General features: G+C 38.9%; 23 protein-coding genes. All 23 read right to left on the minus strand.

Features of this window, described 5'->3' with window-relative positions:
* Positions 1-4 precede the first annotated feature (4 nt).
* Entirely contained in the window at positions 5-679 is a 675-nt protein-coding gene (qcrB, locus tag ACIQXF_RS04320; RefSeq protein WP_402779534.1) for a menaquinol-cytochrome c reductase cytochrome b subunit, read from the minus strand.
* Between the two features lie 17 nt (positions 680-696).
* The gene (locus ACIQXF_RS04325) at positions 697-1200 is read right to left on the minus strand and encodes a Rieske (2Fe-2S) protein (RefSeq protein WP_402779535.1); all 504 of its coding nucleotides are present in this window, start codon (positions 1198-1200) and stop codon (positions 697-699) included.
* A 154-nt stretch (positions 1201-1354) separates the two neighbouring features.
* Positions 1355-1804, minus strand: coding sequence for a DUF2487 family protein (locus tag ACIQXF_RS04330; protein WP_402779537.1), 450 nt, complete (start codon positions 1802-1804; stop codon positions 1355-1357).
* 482 nt (positions 1805-2286) lie between these two features.
* Positions 2287-2844 (minus strand): ReoY family proteolytic degradation factor, encoded by a 558-nt coding sequence (locus tag ACIQXF_RS04335; RefSeq protein ID WP_402779539.1) that lies wholly within the window; start codon positions 2842-2844, stop codon positions 2287-2289.
* Positions 2845-2858: 14 nt separating this feature from the next.
* Positions 2859-4127, minus strand: coding sequence for a tetratricopeptide repeat protein (locus ACIQXF_RS04340; RefSeq protein WP_402779541.1), 1269 nt, complete (start codon positions 4125-4127; stop codon positions 2859-2861).
* Positions 4128-4222: 95 nt separating this feature from the next.
* Positions 4223-5509 carry a 3-phosphoshikimate 1-carboxyvinyltransferase gene (gene aroA / locus ACIQXF_RS04345; protein ID WP_402779543.1) on the minus strand — a complete coding sequence of 429 codons (1287 nt, stop codon included), beginning with the start codon at positions 5507-5509 and terminating at the stop codon, positions 4223-4225.
* A 72-nt stretch (positions 5510-5581) separates the two neighbouring features.
* Positions 5582-6679: a prephenate dehydrogenase gene (locus tag ACIQXF_RS04350; protein WP_402779545.1), complete on the minus strand. Its 1098-nt coding sequence runs from the start codon at positions 6677-6679 to the stop codon at positions 5582-5584.
* The gene (gene hisC, locus ACIQXF_RS04355) at positions 6676-7776 is read right to left on the minus strand and encodes a histidinol-phosphate transaminase (protein ID WP_402779547.1); all 1101 of its coding nucleotides are present in this window, start codon (positions 7774-7776) and stop codon (positions 6676-6678) included. Before hisC ends, ACIQXF_RS04350 begins: the two co-directional genes overlap by 4 nt.
* An 18-nt stretch (positions 7777-7794) precedes the next feature.
* Complete coding sequence (gene aroH, locus ACIQXF_RS04360) at positions 7795-8163, minus strand: chorismate mutase (protein ID WP_402779549.1); 369 nt, start codon at positions 8161-8163, stop codon at positions 7795-7797.
* Complete coding sequence (gene aroB / locus ACIQXF_RS04365; RefSeq protein WP_402779551.1) at positions 8160-9251, minus strand: 3-dehydroquinate synthase; 1092 nt, start codon at positions 9249-9251, stop codon at positions 8160-8162. The genes aroH and aroB overlap by 4 nt, the downstream gene beginning before the upstream one ends.
* Positions 9252-9254: 3 nt before the next feature.
* The gene (gene aroC, locus ACIQXF_RS04370) at positions 9255-10436 is read right to left on the minus strand and encodes a chorismate synthase (protein WP_402779553.1); all 1182 of its coding nucleotides are present in this window, start codon (positions 10434-10436) and stop codon (positions 9255-9257) included.
* 523 nt (positions 10437-10959) lie between these two features.
* The gene (locus tag ACIQXF_RS04375; protein ID WP_402779555.1) at positions 10960-11730 is read right to left on the minus strand and encodes a CheR family methyltransferase; all 771 of its coding nucleotides are present in this window, start codon (positions 11728-11730) and stop codon (positions 10960-10962) included.
* An 84-nt stretch (positions 11731-11814) separates the two neighbouring features.
* Entirely contained in the window at positions 11815-12054 is a 240-nt protein-coding gene (locus ACIQXF_RS04380) for a hypothetical protein (protein WP_402779557.1), read from the minus strand.
* Between the two features lie 149 nt (positions 12055-12203).
* On the minus strand, positions 12204-13829 hold the full coding sequence (locus ACIQXF_RS04385) for a long-chain fatty acid--CoA ligase (RefSeq protein ID WP_402779559.1): 1626 nt from the start codon (positions 13827-13829) through the stop codon (positions 12204-12206).
* An 85-nt stretch (positions 13830-13914) separates the two neighbouring features.
* Positions 13915-14682 (minus strand): 3-hydroxyacyl-CoA dehydrogenase, encoded by a 768-nt coding sequence (locus tag ACIQXF_RS04390; protein ID WP_402779561.1) that lies wholly within the window; start codon positions 14680-14682, stop codon positions 13915-13917.
* Positions 14683-14697: 15 nt separating this feature from the next.
* Entirely contained in the window at positions 14698-15846 is a 1149-nt protein-coding gene (locus tag ACIQXF_RS04395; protein WP_402779563.1) for a thiolase family protein, read from the minus strand.
* Positions 15847-16210: 364 nt separating this feature from the next.
* Positions 16211-16627, minus strand: coding sequence for a nucleoside-diphosphate kinase (gene ndk, locus ACIQXF_RS04400; RefSeq protein ID WP_402779565.1), 417 nt, complete (start codon positions 16625-16627; stop codon positions 16211-16213).
* Positions 16628-16712: 85 nt separating this feature from the next.
* Positions 16713-17687: a heptaprenyl diphosphate synthase component II gene (hepT, locus tag ACIQXF_RS04405; RefSeq protein ID WP_402779567.1), complete on the minus strand. Its 975-nt coding sequence runs from the start codon at positions 17685-17687 to the stop codon at positions 16713-16715.
* A 19-nt stretch (positions 17688-17706) separates the two neighbouring features.
* Positions 17707-18411: a demethylmenaquinone methyltransferase gene (locus ACIQXF_RS04410; protein ID WP_402779569.1), complete on the minus strand. Its 705-nt coding sequence runs from the start codon at positions 18409-18411 to the stop codon at positions 17707-17709.
* A 15-nt stretch (positions 18412-18426) separates the two neighbouring features.
* Positions 18427-19194: a heptaprenyl diphosphate synthase component 1 gene (locus ACIQXF_RS04415; RefSeq protein ID WP_402779571.1), complete on the minus strand. Its 768-nt coding sequence runs from the start codon at positions 19192-19194 to the stop codon at positions 18427-18429.
* Between the two features lie 251 nt (positions 19195-19445).
* Positions 19446-19664 (minus strand): trp RNA-binding attenuation protein MtrB, encoded by a 219-nt coding sequence (gene mtrB, locus ACIQXF_RS04420; protein ID WP_004232621.1) that lies wholly within the window; start codon positions 19662-19664, stop codon positions 19446-19448.
* 61 nt (positions 19665-19725) lie between these two features.
* Positions 19726-20295, minus strand: coding sequence for a GTP cyclohydrolase I FolE (folE, locus tag ACIQXF_RS04425; RefSeq protein WP_402779574.1), 570 nt, complete (start codon positions 20293-20295; stop codon positions 19726-19728).
* Between the two features lie 335 nt (positions 20296-20630).
* On the minus strand, positions 20631-20903 hold the full coding sequence (locus ACIQXF_RS04430) for an HU family DNA-binding protein (protein ID WP_004232618.1): 273 nt from the start codon (positions 20901-20903) through the stop codon (positions 20631-20633).
* Positions 20904-21006: the final 103 nt, after the last annotated feature.

The raw sequence follows: 21006 nt of genomic DNA on the forward strand, positions 1-21006 counted from the left end.
ACTATTACAACGGTCCTGAAATTCCTTGACGACGAATCATGATAAAGTGCGCTGCAAGTAACCCAAACAATACTGCAGGTAAGAAGAATACATGAATCGCAAAGAATCGTGTTAACGTTTGAGCTCCAAGTATCGTGGAGTCACCCGCTAATAAAATTTTAATCATCCCACCGATAAACGGTACAGATGCAGCAATTTCGATACCTACTTTTGTAGCGAATAATGCTTTCATATCCCATGGTAATAAGTATCCTGTAAAGCCAAGACCCATCATTACACCAAAAATTCCTACACCAACCATCCAGTTTAATTCACGAGGTTTCTTATAAGAACCTGTAAAGAATACACGAAGAGTATGTAAGAACATCATTACGATTACTAATGAAGCTCCCCAGTGGTGCATACCGCGTACGATTTCACCAAATGCTACTTCGTTTTGTAAATAATAAACTGATTTCCATGCATTCACTACGTCTGGTACATAGTACATTGTTAAGAACATACCAGATAGAATTTGAATTACTGTAATGAAGAAAGTTAAACCTCCAAAACAGTAAACGAATGCTGAAAAATGGTGTGCAGGGTTCACGTGCTCAGGCACTTCGTGGTCGGCAATATCACGCCAAATCGGTGTAATATCTAAACGTTCATCGACCCAATCATAAATTTTATTTAGCACTGTTTTGTACCCCCTTACTAAACTAGAGTATTTGCTTTAGTTGGACCAAGCCATAAGTAACCATCTTTTTCTTGTACTTCATATTCATCCAACGGACCTGTAGGTGGTGTACCTGCAATGTTTTTACCGTTTTTCTCGTAACGTCCAGCGTGACAAGGACAGAAGAATTGATCTGGGTGTGCTGAATCTTCTCCCCAGTTCACCATACATCCTAAATGCTTACAAACAGGTGATAATGCAACGATTTGATCGCCTTCTTTGTAAACCCATGCTACGTTTGTTACTTCTGATTTGTACCATGCATCAACTTGTTCAAATTTTAAGTCAACTTTAACAGGTGTGTCAGTAATATCAGCGATTTTATGCTCTGTTTGTATAAAATCCCCACCGCCATGCTTTTGTAGCACTGGATCAATTGCAAAGCGAATCATTGGCATCAGCATACCTGCCGCCATAAAGCCACCTACACCAGTTAGTGTATAGCTTAGGAATTGACGTCGTGAAACTCGATTATTACTCATTTTTTTCCCCCCTCTAACTTAAAGGTCAGTCCAACGGACATACTTTTACAAATAGTAATACTAGGACATATCTATGATATATCAAGTCCATAGCTTGGTCAATATAGCATTCTGTGGAAAGCTGGAGAATGTGAACATTTATTGAAACAAATTGTTAAATCTGTGCCCATTTGGTCGAAAACATCGGAATCACTTGACGTAATTGATCTTCGAGAATGGAGTTTTTCACACCTTTATCCATACTTTCTAGCGGAATCGCTGGTAGCCAAATAACATTTACTACATCTCCAATATTTGTCCAAAAATGGTCACAAGTAATGAAGAACACATGCTTAAAACCAGCATTATGTAATTGCGCCTCTAATTGCTGTGGCATTTCTTCGTTTTTCAAAGCTGCACTATACGAAAACGGTGGCATAAGTAATAGACGGCCTTTAAATTGTTGTTCAACAAAAGATGTGAGCGATAACAAAAAATCCGCCTCTGTACCACTCTGCTTCATTTTTTCAGAAGATAAATCGACGGATACGAGTGGAACAATTGCTGTATCGATAAATTCCTTCTGAGCCATAAACGATGTCACATCGCTTGCATTAAAATACATCCACAAACCTCCTCATTGCAAAATAAATCTATTCGTCTTGGCGTAATTGCGTCCGGATTTTGAAATTGTGCCATTTGTAGGAAGTTAACCTAAAACCGTCACTTCCTGTGACAACAGTTAACTGACCTACATCGTGCAGGCCTCCTTTCAAAATCCGTGACATCCGCCGGGGCTTTAGACCAACAGATGTTTTTTATGCGAAAGCGTAGTGCTAACGCAGCGGCAGCAAAATAGTTTTGTCTGTGCGAAAGCATAGCGACAGCAACAACATTATGTTGGTCACTCAGTCGTTGCTACAGGACGTGGCGTTCTTAGACTGAGTTCCTCTATTTCAGTAGGTGTTTAAGTACACCTATTGAATGAAGATAAAAAATGCCCTTCTCCACTCTTCAATAGGATAGCCAATAAAAAGTGAAAACAATCATTCACCTGTTATGTTATCATATTGAGGTAGAGAAAGGACATTCAATTTTTGCCTATTACTAACGTAAATTAGCCGTTTCCTTTAAAGCTTGTAACAAATTAGACAATTCATAAAAGCGCTCTTCATTTCCCTGATCGAGGGCTTCATCAATCTGTGCGAGTAATTTTTCTTCCTGGAATACGAGTAAGCTGTTGGAAAGCAGCTCTTCTGCCAGTAAACGATCTTTTTCACTTACAATCAGTGTTTCTGGCATATAAGGGTTTTCTTCAAGAACTGCTAAGTATTGTGCACTTGGTGGTGTATTTGGAAAATTCAATTGGATATACATATCTTCTTGTTCATGTAAGCGTAAATCATGGAAAGATTTCTCAGCATCTGCAGTCATTACATTACCTTTATAAAACCGAAACGGCACACCTGTTGAGTCAACTGTCGACATCACCATTGCTCTAGGACAATAGTGAGCTTCTTCAACAAATCGAATTCGTTTTAATAGTTCATCATTGCTTAAGAGATAATTTAAAATCCATACACACTCACGACGTTTCAATTGATAATTTTTTAAAAACCATCTAACAAATGCTTTTTTATCGACAACTGATACAGAAGCAGTCATACCCACTCCCTCCTTTACTCAAATTCTAAGGCTTCTAACTTCTCTTGCCACTCTGTTTCACCCGGTTGAATAGCTATTAAATGACCGAGTACCTCTTTAGCTTCTAAACGCTTTCCTTCCTCTAATAAGAAATAAACATATTTTTCTAAAAATGTTGCGTCTTCCTTAAAATCATTATATGCCAAACGGTAAAATTCGTATGCACGGTCGTACAATTCTAAATTTTCATATGCATTTGCTGCAAACGGATATAACGTGCTCCATTCAAAATCATTCTGCTGTAATGCTTCAAATAATTCGATGACATCCTCAGAACGCTCTTGCTGTGCCAACACAGAAATTAATGCTAACACTGCCTCCATGTATTCTGGATCAAGCGCAATTGCTTCACGTAGATGCTGTTCTGCTTCTGCTTGCAAGCCGTTTTTTAGCGCCATTTTACCAGCGAATAAGTATAAGGACTTATCATACTCGTCACGCTTTAACCCTTCCATAATAGCCCCATATGCTTTTTTATTGTCTTCTGTCATGGCATAGCTTTCGGCAAGTAATAAATAGGCAGAAAAATAATCTGGGTCTAGTTCTTTTAATTCTTCTAATTGTTTGATCGCCATTTCATATTTTTGAGATTGGAATGCTGAATAAGCTGCCCCAAATAAAATATCTGGCTTTACTTCATCTTCAAGTGCTATTAAATAGTAATCCAACGCTGTTTCATAAGCAGCTCCAGCTCGATACACCTCAGCGAGTCGTTCAACAAGACTTACGCCAGCAAATTCACCTTGTTGTCCATTTAATTCTTCATATAGTCTCGCAGCCTCTAAAAAACGGCCTGTTTCAAATAATAGTTCTGCTTTAGCAAATTGTAATAATGGCTCCTCTGGTAATATAACTAACGCCTCATTAATACGCTTTTCCGCTACCTCAAACAATCCTTGCATTTGGTAATAATCCGCTAATACTAATAAAGCTTGAGGATATTCTGGTGATGCCTCCTCTATTTCTAATAATAAATCTAAAGCATCATCTTCTTCGCCAAGCTCCATTAAAACATTTGCACGATCGATTTTTAACTGTGCCTCTTCTGGGAATAAAAATTGTAAATGCTCCAGTACACGGTCAGCTTCCTTCATATACCCATACTGCATAAAAACCTCAGCTAGCGCATAAATTTCTTCGGGTAATTCTTTCATTAAAAATGATTCAAGTAGCTGATCAATTAATGCTAAGTCCCCTTGTTCAAGTGCTTGCATCATTTCAGTCATCGCATTGTTCACAGTCATTCACCTATTCTTTCATTGATACCTTTATGCTACAAAACATTTTCTTTCGAAACAAGAAAAAACTCCCCAAAAACTTGGAGAGTCTACCATCAACTTTACTTCACAGCCTCTATATGCTCAAAAAACAACGGATAGGAAACTGCAATACATTCTGCGTCATCTAAAATGACTGCTCCATCTGCTATAAGTGCAGCAATAGCTCCCATCATACCGATACGATGATCTCCATAAGTTCTAAGGCTAGCACCCCGCAATGGTGTTGGACCTTCAATAATCATACCATCCTCAGTTGCTTCAATAGATGCGCCTAGTTTTTTCAACTCATCCACTACAGCTGTTATGCGGTCTGTTTCTTTTACTTTTAGTTCCTCAGCATCTTTAATAATCGTTTTTCCTTTCGCTTGCGTTGCTAATAAAGCAAGGATAGGGATTTCATCGATAAGTCGAGGAATAATATCGCCCTCAATTGTAGTACTTTTTAATGATGACGTTTCAATTGTAATGGTTGCTGTCGGCTCTGATTGACTATCTTCATTTGGCACCAGCGTCATAGATGCTCCCATATTTTGAAGAACCTCGATAATGCCATCTCGCGTTGGATTAATTCCGACATTTTCTAGTGTTATTTTACTTTCTTCACAGATCGCTCCTGCCACTAAGAAAAATGCTGCAGATGAAATATCACCCGGTACAGAAACATGCGTACCTGTCAAAGTTTGACCTCCTTTTAATGAGATCACACCATCCACCACATCAACCTTCGCACCAAATTGACGCAGCATGCGCTCAGTATGGTCTCGAGATACTTCCGTTTCACGTACTATAGTAGTACCCTCCGCACGTAAACCAGCAAGTAAAATAGCTGATTTCACTTGGGCACTTGCAACAGGCATGTGATAATCAATCGCTTGTAATACTGTACCTTGAATGGCTAATGGCGTATATTGTCCATTTGCCCGACCAGTAATTTGCGCGTCCATTTGACGGAGTGGATCAATAACACGGCGCATTGGTCGTTTTCCAATAGACGCATCTCCTGTCATCACCGAATGTACATTGGAACCAGCTAGAATTCCTAGCATTAAGCGTGTCGTCGTACCAGAATTCCCCGTGTACAATACCTCTGTAGGCTCTTGCCAGCTTTCAATACCTGGACTGTCAATGGATACATTTGTGCCTTCAACATCAATTTTTACACCGAGCTTCCGGAAACAATCAATTGTGCTCAAACAGTCCTCACCAAGTAAAAAGCCATCAACAGTCGTTTTACCAGTTGCAATAGCTCCAAACATTACAGAACGATGTGAAACAGATTTGTCACCAGGAATCGTTAAAGTTCCTTGTAAGGAAGGTTTATTATATTGTAATACTTTTTCACTCATAGTTTTCTTCCCCCCAATATGAAGATAGAAAGCGCCATAATTCGAAACAGACATATCCCTATTCAAGGGAGCCTAGGAAATATATGTTTCAAAATTAGCACGATTTTGTATACACGCTGCCGCACGTTCACGGTCACTTTCGCTTTGTAAGCTAATAACAAGAATACCGAAAACATCTTCACGTGACTCTACGATACGTAAATTCGTAATACTAATCGCTTCATCAGCAAGCAAGCCTGTCACTTCAGAAATAACCCCTGGATAGTCAGGAACATCAACATATAAATCAAATGATGTGAACATTGCTCCTGCACTGATCGGTAATTCATCCCTTAATTCTTTAGCAACTGCAAAATAGTTTTCAATGTCATTCGAACTTCCATGTAAGAGCAGTTCCTTGACATGGCTCATTTCCTTTTCCCAGCCATCCAACTGTGCAATAAGCTCTTCACGATTTTGTAATGTAATATCTCTCCATAAAATCGGATTGGACGAGGCAATACGCGTTACGTCACGGAAACCTCCTGCAGCAAGTGAACGCGTCATCGGATATTCCCCATTTTCTCCACCTAGCTGATGCACAAGTGAGGCAGCAATGACATGTGGGAAATGACTAACTACAGCTGTCATATGATCATGCTCGCGAGCAGAAACGCTAACAACTTTGGCATGTGTAAATTTTAATAAACTTTCAAGCTGAGCCATATTGACAATTTCTTCACCAGCGAGTGGTGTCAGCATATAATACGCATTTTCAAAAAGGTGAGCCTTCGCAGCTAATACACCACTTTTATGGGAACCTGCCATAGGATGTCCACCAATAAAGGTAATGCCTAGCTCACGTAATTCTCCAGCCTTTTGCATAATCATTTTTTTAGTACTACCTGTATCTGTTACGATTACTTTATTTTTTAATGGCCAAGATTTTAATTGTTCCATCCATTCAAGTGTTGCATTGACGGGTGTTCCAAAAATAATAATATCCACTTCTGCTGCAACTGATTTGGGATCTGCCACAATATCATGAACAATATTTAACGTTTTTGCATGTTCACGTGTTTTTGCATCCAGATCAAAACCAAAAATTTTGGTTTCCGGTGCCTTTTGTAAGGCCAAGGCAATTGATCCACCAATAAGGCCTAGCCCAATCACGAGCACTTTACGTGTCATGCAAAAACTCCTTGCTCTTTTAAGACATGCTCAAGGTGGCCTAATAGTGCTTCATTTTGAGCCTCTGTTCCGATTGTCACACGGATAAATCCTGGTAATCCTAAGGCATTCCCACTACGGATGATAAAGCCTCGTTTCATTAGCTCTTGGAACACAACATCACTATCAGCTTTCGTATTAAAGAAAATAAAGTTTGTATCAGAAGGGAAGTATTGCAAATTATGCTTTTCACAGAATTGAATATATTGCTCTTTGCCTTTTTCATTTGCTTCACGACATGTATTGATAAATTCTTGGTCACTTAGGGCGATTGCAGCAACTGCTTGACTTAAAATCGTATTGTTAAAAGGCGCTCTTACTGGATCAAGTTTAGCAATTACGTCTGGTTGCCCAATAGCATAACCAACACGGAAAGAAGCAAGGCCATATGCTTTTGAGAAAGTGCGCAATAATAGTACATTTGGATACTCGTCAATTAATGGTAGAGTATCTTTATGATCAGGGTGAGTTACGTATTCGATATATGCTTCATCTAGAACTACTAGTACATCCTTTGGAACCTTAGCTAGAAAGGCACGCAATTCAACATCAGGTATTACTACTCCAGTTGGATTATTTGGGCTACAAACCCAAACAATTGATGTGTTATCATCAATCGCCGCTGCCATTGCATCTAGATCATGTGCACCTTCAACACAAGGAACTTTACGCACCTCTGCGCCTTCAATGTCAGCATTGTGCCAGTATTGAGAGAAGGATGGATCTGCCATGACTGTGTTCACACCTGGATACAACAGTGCACGCGTAATAATTGCAATGATATCGTCGGAGCCGTTACCAAAAAGAAGCTGTGTTTCTTTAACACCTAGATGATCTGCAACAGCTGTGCGTAAATTTTGTGCATAGCCGTCTGGATAGATAGCATGATTTACTGAATGACTTTGTAAATAAGCTGTTACCTTTGGTGAACAACCAAATGGGTTTTCATTAGATGCTAATTTTACGACTTCTTGTAAGCCATATTCACGTTGTACTTCTTCAATTGGTTTACCAGGCTTATATGCTTGCATACCGTCCAATTGTTGTTTCCATTTCATCTCAAACATCTCCTCTAATTATTTAGCTTGGGCTAAATCTGGTCTTAATTTCACTGCATCATTGAGATACAAGTGCTTTACATCCTTTTGTGCAACTTCTACATTCGCATGGATTAATACACGAATACAAAGTGGTAACGCGTCTGGCACGTTCATTTCATGGGTACACATAACAGGTACATATTGCCAACCGTCCATTAATCGTACAGCACGTGCCGGAAATGCTGACGTAATATCAGGTGTTGTGGATATAAGGATTGAAGCAATATCATCTATCTCCACATTGTTTGCAGCTACTACTTCACGTACTAATCTTGCTGTCTCATCCCATACAAGCTCTGGCTTGTCAGATTCAATTGTAATTGCTCCTCTAAGTCCACGAATCATACAAGCACCTCCGCTAATAACTGTCGGAATTCGGCATCTACCTCTTTGCACTTCGCTAGATCAATTGGTTGCACAAAAGGCTTACCTATTTTTTCCAACAATACAAATTGTAAAATTCCATACTCCGCTTTTTTATCTTTCATTAAATACTCTGTTAATTGTTCAAAAGAATACTCTTTTACAGCTCCAAATGGATACCCATTTTTCAATGCAAACTGTAAAAATGCTGTAGTGAAGTGACGATCCAACTCGCCGTATCGTTCACTTAATAATAAGCAATATACGAGTCCAATCATTACAGCTTCACCGTGCGCTACTTTTCCATATCCTGCGGCTGCTTCAATAGCATGTCCATAGGTATGGCCTAAGTTTAAAAATTTCCGCACCGATTGTTCAGTTTCATCCTCTGCGACTATTTGCGCTTTTACTTCTATACCTTTTCTAAGCTGGTTTGCTAATTCTTCAGTGCTGAAATGAATAACAGTCTCTGCAGCCATTAATTCCTCTAACCATGTTGCATTAGAAATCATCGCATGCTTGATCACTTCTGCTGTTCCTGAACGCACCTCACGTTCAGATAAGCTTTCTATAAATACGGTATCATAAATAACTCCCTCGGGTTGATAAAACGCACCGATCATATTCTTACCTAACGGATGATTAATTGCTGTTTTACCACCCACTGCTGAATCATGTGCTAAAATCGTCGTCGGAATTTGAATAAACGGTACTCCACGCATAAATGTGGCAGCTACAAAGCCAGTTAAATCTCCTACAGCACCTCCACCAAATGCAAAAATAAACGATTTGCGTGAACATTTTTGTTCCAGTAAAAATGTTTGTGCTGCATGATATTGTTCAAAAGTTTTACATGCCTCACCGCTAGGTAAGACATAAACCTCGAAATCATAGGGGAAATTCTCCTTGAAGTAATCTCCTTGTGCTGCCCATACATTAGCATCTGTAAAAACAATAAGTTTATCGGCTTTTTGAAGTTTATCGTCAAATGCCTTTACTGCTTCAGCTAAAAAATTATGGCCAAGAATCACCTCATATTGATGTGATTTCGTTGCTACTGGTACTCGCATAAATCAGAACCCCTTTGTATAACGACGTTGTTCATCGATTTGAGCTTTTAATTGAGGTAATTGATCACTATGGAATTGTTCCAAAATAGCATTCGCTATTTCCCAGGCAATAACATGTTCTGCTACTACTGATGCCGCTGGTACTGCACAACTATCCGAGCGCTCTACACTAGCTTTGAATGGCTCTTTTGTTTCAATGTCAACGCTTTGTAACGGTTTATATAATGTAGGGATTGGCTTCATAACACCACGTACGACAATTGGCATGCCAGTTGACATTCCGCCTTCTAAACCACCAAGGCGATTCGTTGCTCGAGTATAACCATGTTCTTCAGACCAAATAATTTCATCATGTACTTCGGAACCTTTGCGACGTGCCATTTCAAACCCAATTCCAAACTCAACACCTTTAAATGCATTAATAGATAACATTGCAGCTGCTAATTTCGCATCAAGCTTACGATCATAATGAACATATGAACCGACACCAGCTGGCATTCCTTCAACGATAACTTCTACAACGCCACCAATTGAATCTCCCGCTTTTTTCGCTTCATCAATTGCTTCTACCATCTTTGCAGAGGCCTCTGGGTCAACACAGTAACAAGGGTCTGCTTCTATAATGGTACGAACTTCATCCACAGATTTCCCTTCTATTAAAGAAGTATCTGCCTTAATACCAACGATTTCTGTTACATGTGACACAATGGAGATACCTAATTCATTTAATAACGCCTTTGCAACAGAACCTGCAGCTACACGAACAGTTGTTTCGCGTGCTGAAGAACGCTCTAAAACATTACGTAAATCACGGTGTCCGTATTTCATGCCTCCTACTAAATCAGCATGTCCTGGACGTGGACGTGAAATTTGACGTTTAATATCTTCAGGATTTACATCTTCTGCCAATGGTTCTGCTCCCATAATTTTCGTCCAGTGCTTCCAGTCATCATTTGTGACTACGAGTGCTACGGGAGAACCAAGTGTTTGCCCATGACGAACACCAGAAACTATTTCTACTGTATCTGTTTCAATCTGCATTCGGCGACCACGGCCATGTCCTCCTTGGCGACGTTTTAAATCGTGGTTAATTTTTTCTGCTGTAATTGGTAAGAGTGACGGTAAGCCCTCAATAATTGTTGTTAATTGGGGTCCGTGTGACTCTCCTGCTGTTAAGTAACGCATAAACGCTTTCTCCCTTCAACTCGCTAAAGTATGTATTTTTCACTATAACATATATTCATTAAAAAAACAGTCCTTTTGCAAATGTCGTTAAAGTCTCTCTTTAATTGTTTACAAATTTCGAACCGTTCTAACAACCATAAATTATATTCTTCAAACTCTATAGTATATATATCTTTTTCACTTCATTCTAACTCACTTCAATCAATTCAACACTATGTTAAATGCGAATATTCTGAACGATTTGTGTAAAAAAATTTTCAACAACTATCAATTTCGCCTTGGCGTAATTGCGTCCGGATTTTGAATTGTGCAAGCACAATTCATTCCTTTCAAAATCCGTGACATCCGCCGGAGGCTTAATCTTCATTCAGTAGGTGTTTGGACACCTACTGAATGAAGATTAAAAATACGCTTTTTGCTTATAACAAGCGAAAAGCGTACGATTTATCTATGTCTGATGCCTTTCAATATGTACACGACATTCTTGTTGTCTACTGTACGATTGCTTTTCTCATATTATTAACTATTTTCGTCGATAGAAGAATGTATCTTCTACTTCAAACTCATAACGTGATGGATTAAAGATTTGCTCTGTTGAGCCAACGAATAAAATCCCATCCTTGCGTAGCGCTTTACTAAAATCAGCATAAATCTGATCCTTTGCTTCTTCAGTAAAATAAATCATGACATTGCGGCAGACAATTAAATCGTAATTAGTATCGTAATGATCCTTAAGTAAATTATGCTTCTTAAAAGTTACACAACGTTTAATCTCATCCTTGACCCTATAGAAGGAACCTTCTTGCTCAAAATACTTAGCTTTAATATCACTTGGCACTTCTGCTAATGAGCGCTCAGGATACACACCTAATTTCGCCTTTTGGATGACATTCTCATCTAAATCAGTGGCAATTATTTGGATTTGAGATAATGGAACTAATTGAGATAATACCATTACTAATGAATAAGGTTCTTCCCCTGTTGAACAAGCAGCACTCCAAATTTTTAAACGCTTATTAGATTGCAATAATTTCGGAAATATTTTCTTCTGCAATACTTCCCAGCGCTTACCATTACGGTAAAATTCGGAAACATTGATCGTCATGCGATCTAAAAACTCATTCATTAAATCACGATCTTGTTCAAGTGCCTTAAGAAAGTCTACAAAATTACGATACCCCTTCTTCTCATACAGAGATGTTAATCGTCTTTTCATTTGCGCTTCTTTATATAACGCTAAATCTATTCCTGTTTTGCGCTTTATACCTTCTATAAATTGTTCATAATCAGACATACGGTCATCTTCCCCTCTAGCGTCGTATTTCCATTATAGCGGAAAAGTGCCATTCCTGAAATAGTCTTTCACATGTAATCCAAGTTACTTAGTTGAGTTTTGTTTTTCTTCTAATAACAACACTTTTGATTGCTCTAATTCTAGGCGTAATTTTTCTGTTTCCATTGTATACGTTTGTAATCTGAGTTTTTCTAGTTCCACTTCCTTCTCAATAGCCTTTAAATTAATTTTTTGTTTTTTTGTATGTGCATCTGTAAAAATACCTGCTAAACAAATAATTACTCCTGCAATAATACCTATCGTTGCAATTCCCAATCCGTCCACATCCTTTCATTTATAATGATTATACGGTAAAGTGGAAAAAATAGTTTCACTTTACCTTTTCATTTTTTCATTAATTTACAAGTATTATTCCCACCTGAAATGTTTGCATAAAAATTGAAGGTAGTTAACACTACCTTCAAAGTTTTTTCCTATACCTCTACTCGATAATCCTTTAAATCTTCTCGTAATTTCGCTTTCAGGAATTTACCTACAGAGGTTTTAGGTACCTCATCTAAAAACACAACATCATCAGGAATCCATGTTTTATGGAATTGAACGGATAGATCCTCTAATAGTTCTGTTTTCGTAATGGAATCCTTATATTCTGGTTTTGGTACAACACATGCTAGTGGTCGTTCAATCCATTTTTCATGTGGAATTGCGATAACAGCTGCCTCAAATACTTTCGGATGCGACATTAAAGCATTTTCCAGCTCCACCGATGAAATCCACTCTCCACCACTCTTAATTAAATCCTTTGTACGATCTGTAATTTTAATATAACCATCAACTGTCACCACGGCAATATCACCAGTGTATAACCAGCCATCTTTAAAGGCTTCATTTGTTCGTTCATCATTGTAATACTCTCCAGCAACCCACGGACCCCTAATTGTCAGCTCGCCCATTGTTTTGCCATCCCAAGGTACTTCACCATTTTCATTCACAACTCGTGTTTCAATGAGTGGCACTGTTATCCCCTGTGTAATGCGAACGTCCATTTTTTCGTCCAATGTATACTCTTGCATGTGTGTTAAATAAGTCGAGAGGCTAACAAGTGGCGATGTCTCAGTCATACCATAGCCCGTAATATAAGGAATTTCATGTTCCTCCTCAAAGCCACGAATTAGACCAAGCGGAGATGCCGAACCACCACAGACAATCAAACGTAACGAAGTCAAATCACGCGGATTTTTGCGTTGCTCCTGTAAAACACCTAACCAAATTGTTGGTACACCTGCAGTCAACGTAACCTTATATGTTTCAAATAAATCTAGTAGTAGCTGTGGTGTAAACATTGGCCCTGGTAATACCTGTGTAGCACCAAATAATACACTAGCAAACGGGAAGCCCCACGCATTTGCATGGAACATTGGCACGACAGGCAGGACAACATCTGACTCACTAATAGCAATACTATCTGAGAGCCCTGCTGCCAAACTATGAAGGACAATACTTCGATGCGTATACACAACACCCTTTGGCATTCCTGTAGTCGCACTTGTATAGCACATGCCAGCAGGTGTATTTTCATCTAAATCATTTGGGAAATTAAAATTATCATTTGCCTCTGAAAGTAATGCCTCATAAGAAAGAGCATTCGGTAATGGAATAGTTTCAGGCAAGACTGCATCCCCCATTACGATAAAATGCTTTACAGTTTTCAGCTGTGAGACAATCGGTGCAATAAGTGGAACTAAGTTATCATCAATTAATAATATTTCATCTTCTGCATGATTAATGACATAAACAATATGCTCAGGAGCTAATCGAATATTAATCATATGCAAAACGGCTCCTGCACATGGGACTGCAAAATATGCTTCTAAATGGCGGTGATGATTCCAAGCAAAGGTACCCACCTTCATACCTCGCTCCATCCCCAGCTTAGTAAGGGCATGTGCTAATTTACGAGTTCGTTTTACATAGTCTTTATAGGTAAACTCGTGAATTGTTGTAGAGCTTGTCCGTGAATATATTTTTTTCGCATGGAAAAATCGCTCTGCTCGATTCAAAAAACTTGTTAATAATAAAGGTGTATTCATCATATGCATAATAACGCTCCCCTTTGCTCACAAAATTTTTGAAACGTCCAATACTAAAATGAAGATAACCGTTGATTTTGAAACTCTTTTTTTCTTACTTTGGCTGCATACGAATCGCGCCATCTAAGCGGATTACTTCACCATTTAACAATCCGTTTTGAATAATGCTTTCAACCAATAGCGCGTATTCAGATGGTTTCCCAAGTCTTTTAGGGAAAGGAGTCATGTTGGCAAGTGCCTTTCTTGCTGGCTCTGGTAACGTTGCAAACATTGGCGTCTCGATTAATCCTGGAGCAATTGTCATGACACGCACACCAATTTCAGCAAGCTCCCGAGCAATCGGCAAAGTCATCGCTGCCACACCGCCCTTCGATGCACTATATGCCGCTTGTCCAATTTGTCCATCAAACGCTGCCACAGATGCAGTATTAATAATTACCCCACGCTGACCATCTTCGTTTGGCTCATTATGCTGCATTTTTTCAGCTGCTAGACGAATAACATTGAAAGTACCAATTAAATTGACAGAGATCACCTTTGCAAATAAATCAAGTGCATGGACACCACGTTTTGAAATTACTTTACTTGCATCAGCGATTCCAGCACAGTTGACTGTTACATTAATGGAACCAAAACTTGCTATTGCTTGCTCTAGCCCTGCAGCTACATCAGCTTCTTGCGTTACATCAACACGTGCATATTGGACATTCTCGCCCAACTCTTCTACTAATGCATGTCCTCGTTCGTCATTGACATCAAAAATAACTGCCCTGCCGCCCTCTGCAACAATTTTACGGACAGTTGCCTCGCCTAAACCAGATGCTCCACCTGTTACAATCGCTATTACTTCATGACCCTTCATCTAACACAACCCCTTTTACATTTTTTCAATAATAGTGGCATTTGCCATCCCCATACCTTCGCAAATAGCAAGTAAACCATAACGTAAATTTTCCCGCTCCATCCGATACAGCATTGTTGTTAACAGTTTGGTACCAGTTGCGCCTAATGGATGCCCTAAAGCTATTGCTCCACCATCTGGATTTAATTTATTTGGATCTGCGCCAATTTCATGCAACCATACAAGTGGTACCGGAGCAAAAGCCTCGTTTACCTCATACGTATCAATTTCTTCAATTGTAAGTCCTGAACGCTCTAGCGCTTGTCGTGTCGCCTCAATTGGACCAGTTAGCATTAACGTCGGATCCGAACCAACTACAACCCTTGTGACAATTTTGGCAAGTGGTTGAATTCCAAGCTCCTGTGCTTTTTCTAAAGACATAACAACTACTGCCGATGCACCATCGCTCATTTGACTTGCATTACCAGCTGTTATTACACCATCCTCTTGGAAAACTGTTCTTAATCCATTTAATATATCAATCGTTGTTTCAGCACGCGGTCCCTCATCAACTGAAAATGTTGTAACTGAACCGTCTTCTTGGGTAATTTGGATAGGTAGTATTTCCTTTTTAAAATGTCCCGCCTCAATAGCAGTTAATGCTCGTCTATGACTATTGTAGGCATAGTTATTTAGCTGTTCCTTTTTTAGTCCCCATTTTCCAGCTATATTTTCGGCTGATAACCCTTGATGTATAATAGAATAGTTATCATGTAAGCGTTTACCTACATGGGCACCCTTCATGTTAGAACCCATTTGTACTCTCGTCATACTTTCAACCCCACCAGCGATAACTATGTCCATATCACCAGCTAAAATAGCCTGTGCTGCAAAGTGTACCGCCTGCTGACTTGAGCCACATTGACGATCAATTGTCACACCTGGGACAGACTCTGGAAAGCCTGCCATTAATAACGCCGTACGAGCTATATTTGCCCCTTGTTCAGCCGTTTGTGTCACACAGCCAAAAATAACATCCTCTACCTGTTCCTTGTTAATCCCAGCACGTTGAACCGCTTCTTGCAGTACATCTGCTGCTAAGTCATCTGCTCGAACATTACTCAACGCCCCTCTACTTCTGCCAACTGCTGTACGAACAGCCGCTACAATCACCACTTCTCTCATAATTAAAACCCCTTTGCCCTTCAATTCTCATATTCCCTATCATCTATCACGTTAAAGTGTATTTAGATGTTAGGAAATATATTCCCGATTATTAAACTATTCAAAAGCTTTAATTATCAGAATATTATAGCATTTATTTTACATGAGTAAGAAGTTTTTAACAATTCCATATGTATCTATGATTCTATTTTCTATTTTAATTATTCAATTTGTCAGTTCGAGGAAACTATCCGCCAGTAAAGATTCTATCTATCACTTTGAGTGTGCTATCCATCAGTTTAATGATTCTATTCGCCGCTTTAATATCTGAGCAAACAAAAAAGCAATCTCAAATTGAATTGAGATTGCTTGATGTATTTGCAAATTAAACTAAATCTTCACCGAAGAATAAGCCGATTTCGCGCTCTGCAGAAGCAAGAGAGTCAGAACCGTGGATGATGTTGTGAGAAACAGTTGTTGCATAGTCACCACGGATTGTACCTGGGTTAGATTCTTCTGGTTTAGTTGCACCCATCATTGTACGAGCAAGCTTAATAACGTTCTCGCCTTCCCATACCATAGCAAATACTGGACCTGAAGTGATGAAATCAACTAATTCACCAAAGAATGGACGCTCAGCATGCTCAGCATAGTGCTTTTCTGCTAAATCTTTAGAAATTACCATTAATTTAGCACCTTTCATTACAAAACCGCGACGTTCGAAACGATCTACGATGTCACCAACCACTTGACGCTCAACGCCGTCTGGCTTAACCATTAAAAAAGTTTGTTCAATTGCCATGTTAAAACACTCCTTAAATTCGTCTAACAGGTTTTACACCTACCGATAAATATTAACAAAAAATAAGCCTTTGTACAACAAAAAGCTAGAATTTGCGCTTGCCCATAAATAAAGCGACATCACGTAATTTTTTCTTAACGGGATGTTTTGGCAATGCATCTATTTCCTGTAATGCCTTTTTCAAATATTTATCGCTCATTTTATTAGCTTGCTCAATTGCAGCAGATTTACGCACATACCGCAGCATATTTTGACGTTCTGTTTCTGTTAATGTACCCGTAAATACTTTTACTAGATAAGGTTGCATCTCTGGGTCATCTTTTAACAATAAAATCGGTAATGTAATATTTCCCTGCAATAAATCACTACCTGCTGGCTTCCCTAATTCTTTATCTGTTGCCATAATATCTAAAACATCATCGATAATCTGGAAGCTCATGCCCACAAAATAGCCAAAGCGTTTTAAATGTCTCACGGTTTTAGCATCGACACCTGCCGCGACTGCTCCAAGCTCACAACTAGAAGAAATAAGCAATGCGGTTTTGCGTTTAATGCGTCTAAAATAATCCTTTAAACCTTGGTCTAACCTAAATTTATCTTCGATTTGAATGACCTCACCGTTACAAATCTCCACCATTGTCCGCGCTAAAATTTGATGCACTAATGGGTCTTCAAGCTTCGTAATATATTCAAGTGCACGTGCAAAAATAAAATCGCCCGTGTACATTGCTACTCTATTATTCCATTGGGATTTGACAGTCGGGCGTCCTCTACGCATATCGGAATCATCAATTACATCATCATGCACAAGTGATGCCATATGGATAAGCTCTAAAGGCACGGCTACATCCTTCAGCTTCTCGATATCATATTCGCCAAATTTCGCGCCAAGCAACGCGAAAATCGGCCGTATCCGTTTGCCACCAGCTTGTAATAAATGGAGAGAAGCATCATTGATCAAATACGAAGAAGAGTTGACCGCTTTTTCTAACTCTTGTTCAATGATATCGATATCTGATTTCAAATCGGAATAGAGTAGTTTTAACTTCATCTTTTCCACGTGTGAAAACCTTCCCCCATTAACGTACCTTTTTAAAGCCTATATGCATTGCCGCAGCACCGCCACTGTATGCTTTGTACGTTACTTTTTCTAAACCTGCTTGCTCAAACATTGCCGCTAACTTTTTCATACCTGGGAAATCATTTGCAGATTCCTGTAGCCAAGAATATTCTTTATAGCTTTTCGCAAATATTTTACCAAATATCGGCATTATAAATTTAAAATAAAAACGGAATAGTTGTCGATAGCCTGGGATTTCAGATTGCGATGTCTCTAAACAAACAACCATTCCACCTGGTTTTACAACACGATTCATTTCTTTTAACACTTGCAAATAATCTGGTACATTGCGTAGACCAAAACCAATCGTCGCATAATCAAATGTATTGTCTGGAAAAGGTAATTCCATAGCATTACCATGGATTAGTTCAATTTGCGGATATTGCTTTACCTTTTGCTTGCCAACATTCAGCATGTTTTGACTAAAGTCTAGTCCCTTAACTTCTCCACTTTCACCAACTGCCTCTGCTAAGGCGATTGTCCAATCTGCCGTACCACAGCAAACATCCAGTGCCTTAGCTCCAGGTTTTACAGCCATGCGCTGCATCGTATCATTGCGCCAGCCGACGTGCATCTGGAAACTAATAACACCATTCATTTTGTCATAGTTTTCCGAAATACTTTCAAATACTTCGTGAACGTGCTCTTCTTTCGATTTAGCCATTTTGAAAAACCTCTCTTATCCGTTAGTAGAAGCTATAGATGCCTCCACACGTGCTTGTAGAGCTTGTTTCACATCACTTTGTAAAAACGATGCATCATCAATCACCTGCAACAGCTCTGTTTTTAATTGCACAATTTTATCCTGAATGACGCTATTATAAGTCGCACCAGCATGTCTTGCACTCTCTTCAAGCGCCCCGCCCATTAAAGATACTTGTCCACGTTGATAAGCCGACCATTCTCTTTCCAAACGCAAGATTAATAAGCTCTTTTCCATAATTGGAATGTACGTACCAAATGAATAGAGCTCAAAAAATTTTGAGATTAATCCTGATTCAATGTTGCTCATTGAGGCAAACCATTGTTCGACCGATCTGTTTGTTGCCTCATATACTTTAATTTGGTTCTCGCAACGTGCTATAATCCCTTGCGACAAATTTCTAATTAATGCGACATTGCCTGACATCGCTAAAATTTCATAATAACGACCACTATAAAAGTCTCCAGCTAAAACGGTTAGCTGCTGTTCTTTTGATGTGGCATCCAATTCTTTTATATGATCATGCGCCGATAAAGCTGCGTACACAATTCCAACAGTGATTGCAGCTTCTCTTTGTTCTTGTTGCCACTCTTCACCATTCAAAAAGGGAACTAACAAGTAAAACAATTGATTTTCATCTAGCACAGGTACGCCTGTGTATTTTTGCAAAGTTCTATGACGAACATCCATGAAAATCTCTGTTTTTAACTGTGCAATTGAATTTTGAATGTATGTTGCATTCATAGACCTTACTCCATTTCACTTTCAGATACGTTAGTCGCTTTCATGACCTAACGTTTGCTTACTGAGTCATTATAGCATACGCGACGATTCGGAATAAAAAATTTTTGCTTCAATCAACATGATAGGCAGTAGAGCTTCTCCATAAAAACTGCCTTTAAAATCGGATTAAAAACATAATTAAAGTTTTACACATTTTATCGATTATATGTGCACCTCAATTTCATTTAGATACTGAATGAAATTTACTGTTATTACTTTTTAGCCTCGCTATTAATGACACCATGGGCTGTATGAATCTGTGCTTTCCCACGAATTTTCATAGCTGATGTATGTTCCGTAAATTGAGCAATCATCACTTCTCCAGCATCTAATTTTTCAGAATGATGGAACTTTGTATCTGTACCGCGCGTTAAACCTATTACATGCACGCCATCTTCTTCTGCTTGAATAACAATATAATCTTGTGACATTTTGTACACTCCTTAAATCCGCCAAATTCTTAGTCCATCATAACATAATTAGACATGCAATTTAAGACATTTGAATAAATGACAATACTTCTCTTCGTTTTACTTCATCTTCCTCGTAAATGCCACGCGCAACCGATGTCACAGTTTTAGAACCAGGCTTCTTAAGTCCTCGCATAGTCATGCACATATGTTCTGCCTCAATGACAACATAAACACCTTTTGGAGATAGCATTTCCATTAGTGTGTCAGCAACTGAGGAAGTAATACGCTCTTGTAATTGCGGACGACGAGCAATTGTTTCTACGGCACGTCCTAATTTACTTAGACCTGCCACAATGCCATCGTTCGGTATGTAGGCTACATGAGCTTTGCCGTAAAAAGGCACTAGATGATGCTCACACATCGAATAGAATGGAATGTCCTTTACAAGTACTAATTCCTCATGATCCTCATGAAACACTGTTTTAAAATAATCTCTTGCGTCTTCATGTATACCACAAAACATTTCCGCATACATTTTGGCTACACGTTTGGGTGTATCAAGTAACCCTTCACGATTTACATCTTCACCTACAGCTTCTAAAATCATTTTTACTGCTTCCTCTATTTTCAATAAATCAACATTCGACATCCGAAAAAAACCTCCTGCATATCAAAACATTACACATTTCCCTATGCATCGTAGCATATCCAAAAGGTAAGCGCAAAACGACTTACCTGAATCAAAAGAAATTCAACGCTATATGAGCAAATTAGCCACTTATATGATTTCAAAAAATGGAACACATTCAATAATAGTGCATATGATAGCTATAATCCTTAAACAAGATTGACATCTGTTTTCTTGCAACGTTCTATGTATATCATGACTAAACATACCCGCGCGACTTTCTTGAGTGCAGTAAAAAAGAGCAGCCTCCATGTTCGTTTACATGAAGGCTGCTCTATGTAACTACTAGACGTGTATTATTTTACAGCATCTTTAAGCGCTTTACCTGGTTTGAAAGCAGGTACCTTGCTAGCAGCGATTTCGATTTCTTTACCAGTTTGTGGGTTACGACCTTTACGAGCCGCACGTTCACGTACTTCAAAGTTACCAAAACCAATTAATTGTACTTTGTCACCCTTTGCAAGAGCATCTTGAATTGTATCAAATACAGCTTCAACTGCTTTAGAAGCGTCTTTTTTAGAAAGACCTGCAGCTTCAGCAACAGAGTTTACTAATTCTGTTTTATTCACACCATTCACCTCCTCTCAAAGGGTCATGAATCAATTCTGTAAAAAGAGTAACACATAGAAAACCGCTACGCAACTGTATTCATTCATGATTATAACCAAAAAA

Origin of the sequence: Lysinibacillus sp. NPDC097231 (genome assembly GCF_044761885.1) — a bacterium.
Taxonomy (GTDB): Bacteria; Bacillota; Bacilli; order Bacillales_A; family Planococcaceae; genus Lysinibacillus.